The organism is Stieleria sp., from assembly GCF_041595215.1.
Taxonomy (GTDB): domain Bacteria; phylum Planctomycetota; class Planctomycetia; order Pirellulales; family Pirellulaceae; genus Stieleria; species Stieleria magnilauensis.
The window spans coordinates 1-8,715 of the sequence record NZ_JBFHKV010000277.1; the positions used below are offsets into that span (position 1 = coordinate 1).

The following is an 8,715-nucleotide window of genomic DNA, read 5'->3' on the forward strand; positions in this document are numbered from 1 at the left end:
CCAGGGTCTGTCCCCATCACACCAGGGTCTGTCCCCATCACACCAGGGTCTGTCCCCATCACACCAGGGTCTGTCCCCATCACACCAGGGTCTGTCCCCATCGATCCAGGGTCTGTCCCCGACGATCCGGGGTCACCCTCCCTCTGGGAGGGTCGCGGAGGAGTTTGCGACGACGCGGGGAGGGTTTTCGCCGCGTCGCTGCTGGTATCGGTGGATGCTGGGTAGCCGGAACCCTCCCCTCGCTGCGCTCGACCCTCCCGCATACGGGAGGGTGACTCCGTAACTTGATGCCGATGGGGGTTTGTCCCCGGCGATCTGGGGTCTGTCCCCGGCGATCTCTGACGATCTCCAGGGTCTGTCCCCGGCGAACTGGGGTCTGTCCCCGGGGGGAGGGGTAGATTGGGCGGGGTTGTTGGTTTGGGGGAGACTTTCTTGACCAGCCGCTTCAACACCGGGGGCAGGGTGGGGAGCGTCGCCAAGACGCCTCCGCAGAGTGCACACCAAGCGATCCATCGCGGTACCGGCAACAGAAAGATCAAACCTCCCGCCAACGCCGCACCGACCGCCATCATCGTCAGCGTTTCTAAAAAGACGGCGATCGAGCCGGCCACGACCGGAACCCCCACCCCCGCCAGTCGCCCCGCCCGGATCACCACCACCATCGCTTTGCCGGGCACGTACTTTCCCAAATGGCCGACCACTTGGGCGGACAAGGCGTCCTGAAGGCCGACGCGATAGCCCAACACCCGTGTTCCTTCGTACAGCACCAACCCGCCGGGAATCAGCCCGAGTCCATAGAACACGGCGGCCAAGCCGATTTTTCCCCAGGCGAGATTCAGCACGTGCGGAACCCGGGACCGAGCCAACGCCAAATCAGTCTCCAGCTGCCGACGCTCCGCAGCCGTTTTCGCCGATTCGATCGCCGCTTCAATCTCCGCGATCCGCTCCAGGGCCAAATCCTGTTGATGGTTCCACTGCGTGATGGCACTGCGAGTGGCCAGCACCAGCCCCACGACGACGACGGTTGCGATCAGCACTCGCGCAACGCGCTTGACGGTCGAACTCATTCGGCTTCCGGATATCGGATCGATTCCTTCCGCAACCGAACCTTCCATTTCTTGACCACCTCTTCGCGACGACTGGCAACTTCCTCTTCAGGTTTGAAGAACAGTGTCGTGCCACTGATGTCACGCAAGTGCTCCGACGCCAAGACTCGAACGGGCATCGACGGCGATTCCAGATCGGCCACCAATTCCGCGTCTCCACCGGTTTCCAACTGATCTTGCGAGTACCCGGTCAGCAGGCGAAACAACGTGTCGCCATCGGCGTTGTCCATCGCCGCGTTCTGCCCCGCAATCGCCGTCCTGACCGCTGCAGCGTCGACAATGCTGCGGTCCATCATCTGGCGAACCGCATCCAAGTGAGAGGACCAGTAAAGACGCTGCTTGGGATCGCTAAACAAGCCATCCACACCGAAGTACGCCGACGCATCACCCAACGCCAGCATCGTCTTGCCGGCAAGCGCCGCGACTTCATTGCGACGAAATCCCAAGGCAACACGCAATGACAGCAGCAGCGAATCGGATCCGTCACCGCGGATCAACTCCAGCAAATCACTTGCCGCTTCCGATTCCAACGATCCCGTGTCCACTTCCGGATCAATCCAAGACGGCAACTGTGGCGGTTGAGTCACCGCATTCTCGCCAGAATCCGATTCATTCAGCTTCAAAACAACCTGCGAACCGGCTGGAATCTCCACCGCGTCGCCATGACCGCTGGCCGAAAAATTGCCCGCGACGCTGGTCAGCACCACCACGGTCTGATGGTTCTGGGCCACCATCGGGTCGGCCCCCAACTGACGACGATGCGAGACTTCAAATGCCAGCACGGCCTGGCCCGTTTCTGTCTGAACAACAATCGTGGTCTCGCCGACCGTCATCGCGACACTGTTTCCGGGTTTGGGCAATTCAACCGTGCCCCGGCCATAACGAATCTCCATGTTCACCGTCGCCTGGCCCGATTCCCAACGAACTTCGGTTGGTCCGACCAACGTGCTGGTCAGCGAATCCTCTCCGGCCAGCTGAAAACTGGCGCGATACTCGGGGCCACAAACCGTCACGCTGCCGGGGGTGACGGTGGAGTCGGGCGCCAACAGCGTCCAGTTCGATTCCCCTTGCCGCTTGGCGACTAACGCATTCTCGGAAACCAATTTTGCCAGCGCCAATTCCGAAGCGGCGGCGTCATCCGCGGTCGGGTCAGCCGCACTGTCCATCTCGGGCGTTTTCGTCTCCGGATCGGTATCGCGTGGCGTCTTCGTATCGGGCAACGAAGCGATCCGTTCCTCGCTCACCCCAGGCGGCAGCGGAGGCGCGTCGGAGTCTTCCATCACGACTTCGGCGTTCCCGACCAGCGGATCGGGGATGTCGGGTGTGGGCGATGGATCGGTCAATCGATCGGGCGTCGTTGGCAACGGCGGTGCATCGGAATCCTCCATCGGTTCCGCCGTCTCGGTGGTGGCCGTCTCGCCGGTGGCGGGAACCTCCACCAAGTCGGCCGCCGAATCAGGTTCCGGCGGCGCCTCGTCGCTCCCCGGCACAGGCGGCTGTATCGCGACCGGTTCCGGCGCCGGCAACATCTCCGGATCGATCGCCATCGGATCGTCCGCCTCGTCGTCTGCATCTGCGTCCGCTTCAGCCGTTTTCGAATCTCCGGCTTTCGCTTCACCGGTTTTCGCTTCACCGGCTCCGGCGTTCGACGCGGGCACATCACTGTCGGATTGGGAGACCGTGGACTCGGCATCGGACTGCGCGAGTTTTTGCGGTCCCAGCAGCGGCGTGAAAATTTTGCTGATGGCAAACAACAAGATCGCGACCAGCGCGAGCGTGACCAGCCACGGGGTGATCCGCGACGTGCGCACTTCTCCGTCGTAGAAATCGGAACGTTCCAATTGTTTCAGTGGCCGATCGCCGGCGAGCGGCTCGGCATCGTCCAATGCGGTCCCGGCCTCGGCAAATTGATGGGATTGTTCACGCAGTTTTGTCGCCGCCTGGAACACCCCACTATCGCTCACTCCGACCGGTTGGACGTCATGCGGCGGTGTCGCTCGGGGATCGGCGATCGGCTGCGACGATGCATCGGGAAACGCTCCGACGGCCGCGTCGTCCGGCGTTTCTGCGGACGGCAGCGCGGCCGCCCGGTCATCGGCGTCGCTGAGATCGATGCCCGAATAACGGGGACCGATTTCGCCGGCGATCGCCGGTGAAGGGGTTCCGCCGGTCGACGGCGACAGATCCGTCGCGACGACGTTACCGTCGGCGTCGACCATCCCGATCACACGCTCGCGCAACCGGTCCGACACTGCGGCCGGTCGCCCCAACACCATCGTCAAGATCTGGTGACAGGCCGCCGCCTCGGCAAGATGCGGCAGCGATTCCAGGCAGGCCTTTTCGATTTCAGCAATCTGCTCCGGCGGCAGTGTGCTGTCCAAAAAGTTGCTCATCATGTTGGGCTCCTCGATCGGGTGCACCGAATCGGGAGCGGGAGCGGATAACGATGGGTCGGCCACGGAGCGGCGGATCCGCTGAACCAGTTGCGTGGCGAACCCGCTCTGTTCGACCTTTTGCCGCAGAATTTCCGCCTCCTGGGGCTCAAGCGTGTTATCCAAGTAGGCCAGCAACGTTCGCAGCGTCAGTCGCATCGTTCGTCTCATCACTAAACAGAGTCGGGGGAAGTCACTCAGTTAGTGGCGCGCGACGCGTTGATCCGTGCAAAAAAAGCAGTTTTCTGGGAAAGACTTCGCAGAATCCGCGACGTCGCGGGGCCCGGCACGGTGGGTCACGCTGTGCTTGAGAACGGCATGCACAGCATGCCCTACGAGAGCCAATGACAATGGCATGCACAGCATGCCCGACGAGAGCCAGCTCGGTTGTTGTTTACGCCAGCACGTTGGTGATCGGCACGTTGGTGGCCAGGGCCGTGATCAGGATCAGCAACAGGATCCCCAGCCAAATCATGACGGCGACCGAGGTCATCACCCAGAATTGGTTCAACGTCCGCGCGGCCATCAAGGCGGCGATTGCCGAGGACGACTGGGCGGCGGCTTTCAGTTTGACCGCCGACTGCACCGCCATCACGCCTGCGATCGCGGCCACACCGCTGAGCGAAATCCGGATCGCGGCAGACATCGTGTCGGATTTCAGCTTCCTGCCACCCTGATTGAGGGCCACGATTTGGCCGACCATAAAGATCGCGGCGATGATCAGCAGACTGACGCCGAAGGCCAGGATCAGGGCGTGGTGTTTGGCCAACTCGGTCGACAACGCACCGCCATCGGACGGGGGCGTCTCGCTGGTGACGTGTGACACGATCGTCTGACCACCGCCGGCAGGGGCACCGCCGAACAATTCCGGAATCACTTCGGCAGCCGGTTTCCACGTGTCCATGCCGTTCTTCCAAACCAACGAATCCTTCTTGAGGATCTTCGCCTCGCTGTAGAGGCGCATTTGGTCCATCGAAACCGGGCCCTGTTTTTCACCATTGACGTGAGCGTACCACTGGGCCGTGGCGTTGTCGTTGGAAGCCGGCGCGGTTCCGCCTTCGCCGTGTGAGCCTTCGCTGCCCGGCGGCACGCTCGACGCCGACGCCGCCATGTCGCCGGCCATGCCACCGCTGGCGACCGCTCGGGGAAAGAAGTTTCCGAACTCATCGGCCTTCATCCAACTCAGCCCGTCGCCGGACAACTCATGCATCCGAGTGACCTGGCCCCGACGGACCATGTCCTTGACCTTGTCCGGAGTCAGCGGGCCGATCGTTCGACCGCGGAAACGAATGAAGACACGTTCGATTTGAGTCATGCGATTCAGTTCGGAAACAAGAACAGGGGGCGTCCCGGGACTTGATGCACGGGATTGGGTGTCAATTGAACATGGCCTTGCTGCAATTTTCCGACCGGAAAAATCGACGTCTCCGCATCACCCTCTCGGGAGGCCGCGGCGACATACAACGTGCCGTCATATTCTGGAGTTCCACCGCGAAGATGATACTCGATTTGGCCGCCGGACGATTTGGTCAGAAAACCGACCCACTTGAGCCGCTGGGCGGCAATGGTTTCGTAGTCGGACAAGGGATTGGCCAAACGTCGATAGGCGATGGGCAATTCGGCCGCAATCACCCGCTTGACCTCCGCGTTCAGTTCGGGGTCGGTCGGTCGCGATTGGTGCCACTGTTCACGGACGCTGCTGCGTCGAACCAGTGTCCGCATCGTCAACGGAATCATCTCCTTGAGTTCTTTGCTGCCACGCGTCGCGGCGTCGAGCAGGTAATAGATCAACCATTCTTTGATGACGCCGTCGAGTTCTGGTCGCTTCATCACCTCGCTGACTTGTAACAGAAACGTCAGTTCCCATTTGGTGTCAAACCCGATCGCCTGCTTGGACTTTTGGCTGACGACTTGGGCGATCGATTGATTCGGTTCGTCGATGACCTTCGGCAACGGCCCCTGAAAGGCTCGGTTGCGGACACCGCCGAGCGGATCGGACACGACGTCCACGCCAATACTTCCGGCGCGGGACATGCGGTCGGCGTTTTGTTCGGCAAAGGTCTTGTAGATCAAATGCGACGTCGTGCCGGTGGGGCTTTCGGAATCTGGAATCGGCAGCGTGACCAATTGCGACAGCGGATGTTTGGCGATCAAGCCAAAGGCACCGTCCAGGATGACCCTCCGCCCGACGATCTCTTTCATCGTCTCGGTAAATTGCGGCATGGCCTGCAAGACCGGATTGGGCGAAGCGACCGATTGGATTCTCTCTGCCGACTCGATCAACGCCGCCGCTTCGGTCGACGTCACTCCATTGTTCAACTTGGATTCCAGGTCGCCCAACCACGCATTGATCCGCTCCACATTCAACCAGTGATCCTCTTCATCGATGACGGTACGAAATTCGATGAAGCCGGTGCGTGAGACTGACTGGGTGGAAAAGTCTCGGAGCCGATCGGAGTAGACTTCCAACGAACGGGAGTTGAGCAACGAGTCGATGGCCGCATCGCGTTGCTGGGACACCATGCTTTCGTCCTTGAGACGTTTCAATGTCGAATCGACTTGCGCCCGAAGCGTTTCCTGTTTCGCCCGGGCCGTGTCCGAGGCGAGCGGGAATTGGTTGGGGAGCCGAACGATCGACGAGAGCAACTGCCCGATGGCCTGGCGGTTGCCGGTCGAATCGCCGCGTGAAGACAGTTCGGCGAACTGCCGCTGGAACTCGGCGACCTTTCCGATCATTTCATCGGACTGCCGCATCGCCTCGCCGGCCCGATAAGCCGCCTTGCGTTGACGGAGATCATCGACGCGGGCCTGCTCGCCGGGCGTGGCGGCCAGCTCGTCGAGTTGCGGCAACAGGATCTCGTCGATCAACGCCGGGTCATCGTTGCTGGCCTGGGCGATCAGCTTGTCGAATAATTCTTGCCGTGCGGCCTGTTTCTCAATCGCTTTCTTTGCCGTCGCCTGCATCGCGACCATTTGCGGCATCCGTGCCAAGTCCGGGTCGGAGGCCAGCACCGAGTTGTAGAAGTCCATCGCCGCGTCGTACTGTTCGGCTTCGACAAACCGGGTCATCTGGTCGACGCTTTCTTGTTGTACGGATTGCTTTCCCGAGGATGCGAGGAACATGCCGATGCCGACGATTCCAACCAGAACGACCGCTGCGATCCCGGCTCCGATCAGGATCATTTTGCGTTTGGCTTGCTTGGCCGGCTGATTGGCCAGCTCTTCGACGCGCTGCGTCAGGTCTTCGGGCAACGGCTCACCGAACCGCGATGCCTGATCATAGGCCTTCTTGACCGCTTCGATCGGCGAATCGGACTCCAGCGTCGACTCCAGATTCGCCATCGCCATCTGCCGTTCACTTTCCATCACCGCTTGCCGATCCAAGTCTTCGAGCCACTGCATCGCTGGGGCGACGCTGGATTCCAAATGGCCCGGCACACTGACTTTGTACTTGGCGCGAACCGATTGCCATTGAGATCGCAGCGTTCTGGCGAGCGACTCGTCACGATCTTCAAACGCCGCGTTGATTTGCGGGGCCAAGACACCGAGTTCGGATTCTTGAGATTGACGGACGTGGGCTTCGGCGGCGAAGGCGCATTGATCGATCAACCGCGACGAGGGCGCGACCCGCCAGTTGCCGCTGGTCAACTCTTGGTTCAACTGATACAGGTAACGCGAGTCTTCTTGTTCCAGGGCGTGTTTGAGCTCATGATCGATCTGACTGAGCCGCACCTTTTCCCATTTCTCCACATCGTCATGCCAGACGCCGTTGGCCGAATCCACGCGGGCAATTTGCCGAAGCGTACGCAGACGGACCGCCAACGGCGCTTTGGCGATCGCCAACCGTCGATGCCGTCGCAGCAGTGCGTCCAGCGGCAGACTTTCGATGATCGCTTCATTGATCTGGGCGACGTAGTCCTGATTCAACTTGGGCGGCAGCGGGATCCCCATGAACTGAAGAATTTCGTTCCATTCATCCCATTCGGGAAACTCCAGTTCGGCCGCTGCGTCGAGCGCATTGGGCGTCATTTCAACGCGTTGAATCGCTTCGCTGCGGAGCCCTTTGCGCAGCAACATGACGGCATCGTCGAGTCGCTGATTGACCTCCTGGACTTGTGTCCGGTAGGAATCGGCGAGTACACGCATCTCGTCTTCGGCAATTCCATCGCGTTTTTCGAGAGCGCGTCGGATCTTGTCAACGGTCGTCGGCATGGCAACACTTACCAGGAAAAATGTATGTGAAGCGGAACACGTCGCAGCACGACCGTTTCCGATTCCAGGAATTTCAATTCGGGAACTTCAACCCGATGGCCTTCTGCCAAGACGGCGAAGGCGGCGTGGAGTTCGGCGGCGACTTGGGCGAGCTGACCACAGTCATCGACGATCTGCACCAGTGCCGCCTGTTGGTCTTTCTTCAACGCCTTGTTAGACGACTCGAGCTTGGACCGCAACGACGCTTTTAGTTTGGTTGACGCCTCGGAAAGGTCCACTCCTCCGGCACGGCGAATCAGCGATTCGATCCGAGCCTGGGCTTTTCCCGGGAACAGGTGGCGAAAAAACGCTTCGGTGACCTCTTTTAAATTTGGCGGCAACGCGACGCTCTCCCGCTCAATGGAATCGGCCAAATCCGCGAACCGGGCCAGCTTGACCGCGGCGGTCTGGTACGCCCGACCCTGCTCGCTGAACCATCCGTTTTCGCTGCTAAGATCCAAATCGGCGATCGCGATCAGGTCGCCGGTCTGGCGGCTCCAATAGACCTTCGTCGGACCCAACGGTTCGGGAACCGAGGGCAACTGCTCAACGGTCAGCGTTTGCGCCCGCTCGGTCAATTGCGTGGTCACGACGACCAGTTCCTCGGCCGCCCCCAACGACTGGGGACTGCCGCCCCAAACAACCAGTTTGGTGCGTTTGATGTCGGGAGCGTTGTCCGTATCGTCTGGGATCGGCTTGAGGCGCACGTAGCCCCGCAGCGAAACCGGCCCCGGCAGCGGCGTTTCAACGTCGGGATGCTGGACGGCAAACTCCAGCAGTTGTTTCTTGTCGTAGTGCAGGACCAAGTCGAGGGTCTCGATCGGCACAGGAACCGGCGCCGGAGCGGGTTTTTCTTCTTCGATCGGCGGTGTGATGTCGATCGGCATTTGCGGTGCCGGCGGCGGTCCCGATCCCGGCAGGATGGG

General features: G+C 60.9%; 4 protein-coding genes and 1 pseudogene. All 5 read right to left on the bottom strand.

The genetic code is table 11. From position 1 onward, the window contains the following. Window positions 1-1,067 (bottom strand): annotated as a pseudogene (locus ABX749_RS12665) (hypothetical protein); the annotation flags it as partial. After that, complete coding sequence (locus tag ABX749_RS12670; RefSeq protein ID WP_372896307.1) at window positions 1,064-3,709, bottom strand: hypothetical protein; 2,646 nt, start codon at window positions 3,707-3,709, stop codon at window positions 1,064-1,066. The pseudogene ABX749_RS12665 and the gene ABX749_RS12670, both read right to left, overlap by 4 nt. Before the next feature lie 223 nt (window positions 3,710-3,932). Next, window positions 3,933-4,853, bottom strand: a complete 921-nt coding sequence (locus ABX749_RS12675) for a DUF4339 domain-containing protein (RefSeq protein WP_145209276.1) — start codon at window positions 4,851-4,853, stop codon at window positions 3,933-3,935. 5 nt (window positions 4,854-4,858) lie between these two features. After that, window positions 4,859-7,750: a hypothetical protein gene (locus ABX749_RS12680; protein ID WP_372896308.1), complete on the bottom strand. Its 2,892-nt coding sequence runs from the start codon at window positions 7,748-7,750 to the stop codon at window positions 4,859-4,861. Between the two features lie 8 nt (window positions 7,751-7,758). Then, window positions 7,759-8,715, bottom strand: a 957-nt coding sequence (locus ABX749_RS12685; protein WP_372896309.1) for a hypothetical protein, incomplete at its 5' end; no start/stop codon positions are given.

Excerpts from the sequence above, each read along its gene's own strand:
- ABX749_RS12670 (WP_372896307.1), bottom strand. The coding sequence starts at position 3,709 with ATGAGACGAACGATGCGACTGACGCTGCGAACGTTGCTGGCCTACTTG.
- ABX749_RS12675 (WP_145209276.1), bottom strand. The coding sequence starts at position 4,853 with ATGACTCAAATCGAACGTGTCTTCATTCGTTTCCGCGGTCGAACGATC.
- ABX749_RS12680 (WP_372896308.1), bottom strand. The coding sequence starts at position 7,750 with ATGCCGACGACCGTTGACAAGATCCGACGCGCTCTCGAAAAACGCGAT.